Source organism: Psittacicella gerlachiana, assembly GCF_003585965.1.
Taxonomy (GTDB): domain Bacteria; phylum Pseudomonadota; class Gammaproteobacteria; order Enterobacterales; family Psittacicellaceae; genus Psittacicella; species Psittacicella gerlachiana.
In genome coordinates this window covers 1-1,922 of sequence record NZ_NRJF01000019.1, presented here as the reverse complement: position 1 = coordinate 1,922, position 1,922 = coordinate 1, and the positions used below count along the sequence as shown (strand labels likewise).

Sequence of the window (1,922 nt, the reverse complement as noted above, 5' to 3'; positions counted from 1 at the left end):
TTAATCTCACAAAATACAAATAAATTTAAAAGTGCTAGTTAGCTTTTGGGCTAATTAGCACTTTTTTTATTTGTCAGAAAAGTAGTGATCTTACCTATCTACCCTCTGAAGTAAATTTTTATTCCTAAAGTTGTATGCTTATGTTATCGAAGCTAATTTTTTAGTTTAGATCTTTAGTACTAAACAAACTAAGTGCACAAACTAAGTTTGAGAGATAAATTTAGTGTTGAGAAAGTAAGAGATTATCGAGCAAAGAAAGATAAAGTGAAAATCAATTTTGCTCCAAAAAGCAATAGTACCCATAAATAAATTATGGTAACTAAAAATAAAATGAGCTAAGAAAAATTTTCTACTTATTGAAAAACAGTTGTTTTTATTGCATAAGGGAAGTTGAGGTGAAGAGTTAGTTTAGGGAAAGAAGCCGTAATTTAAAGTAGTTGTAATATAATGAAATATCTAAGAATTTTTATACTTTAGCTATCTATATTTAAGTTAAGAGAGCTTTAAACTATCTATATACATGCTTATCTTTTGGGATAAGTTTTATTAATTTATTTATAACCACACTGTTCATGAGAAAAATTTTTTCTATTTGTAGTATGCTACTTTTAAGTTTGTGCCTACAAGTAAATGCACTTGCTAATGTAGCTCAGAATAAAGCTCCCGTATTTAAGATTTTTGAATTAGAATTATTGCCTGGTGCTATTATTAGCTTTGATCAATTAAATCAAGTAAAAGTAATGAACTCAATCTCTAAAGAGAATGGCGTGTTAACCATGTACTCTTTAAAGAGTCGTACTAACCCTCATAATAGTTACTTAATTGAACTCTATGCTAGTGACCAGTCTTACCAAAATTATTTAAAGACGTTTGAGTATCAACTCTTTTCCCATAACTTAGAAGTATTGGTAAAGCACAAACAAGTAGTGATTGAAGTTGAACCTGTGTTCTTATTTGACAAGATGTTTATGCAAACTTCAAAGAATAAGATTCTTTTAGTCAAAGTAGAAGTAAGAAAAGGTGAAATCAATCATTATCGTCACCAATTATTAGAATTATTAAAGAAAACTCAAGATCAAGAAAAACAAGTACTTGCTGTTTATGCTGGCTATAGTAAAAACAAAGAAAATACTTGGTACTTATTAGAAGTATTTAATAATGAAGAAGCCTATAACAATTATGTTAATGGAGAATTCTTTCAAACCTATTTACGTAATACCAAAACTTGTATAATAGAACGAACAATTATTGATGTTACTCCGACCTTTTTAATGAGTCAGGGAGTATCAAATTATAAAGTAAATAATTAACCTTTTAAAAGTTAAAGACTTAAGAACATCCTAGAAATTTATGGGATGTTTTTTTATGTTTAGTAAATGACAATTTGGACTAACTGGAACGAACTAGGATGAACTAGAACAAACTCAAAAGTTGTAGCAAGCTTTTGTAAAGTTTGAGGAAAGTTGTATCAAGATTTTTGCAAGTTTTAGGAAGAATCCATGATAAATTGGGGGTAAATTCTTAAAGAGCAGAAAAATTTTGGAGAGGATTGTTTTGAATAATTTTGCAAATTTTTGCTAAAATTCCCCTTAAAGGTATGTGGTTTTTAGAAGCTCTTTTAAAGTTATTTTGCTTAAAAATCAACAATGTAAGCGGGGGGGTAGTTTATTTTTACATAAATAAGGGGAAAAGTAAGCTATAATTATAAACATAAGTATCTATAGATAATTATTTATCTTTATCTCTATGTCACTTTAATAAAGTACTGATTTAAATTACTTTACATTGACATTTTAAAATTGTTTTAAAGTTTAAGTTTAAAGGAGTTTAAGTTAGGGTTACTAGGATAGTGGCAGATTTGTTAGTTACTTTACTTCCAACACAGGTTTTGCACTATCTAAGGTTTTAGCAATAATTAACAT

The 1,922-nt window shown here is 27.9% G+C and carries 1 protein-coding gene; it reads left to right on the top strand.

Annotated elements, in window-relative coordinates:
• Positions 1-599: 599 nt before the first annotated feature.
• Positions 600-1,310, top strand: coding sequence for a putative quinol monooxygenase (locus CKF59_RS00620; protein ID WP_119534053.1), 711 nt, complete (start codon positions 600-602; stop codon positions 1,308-1,310).
• Positions 1,311-1,922: the final 612 nt, after the last annotated feature.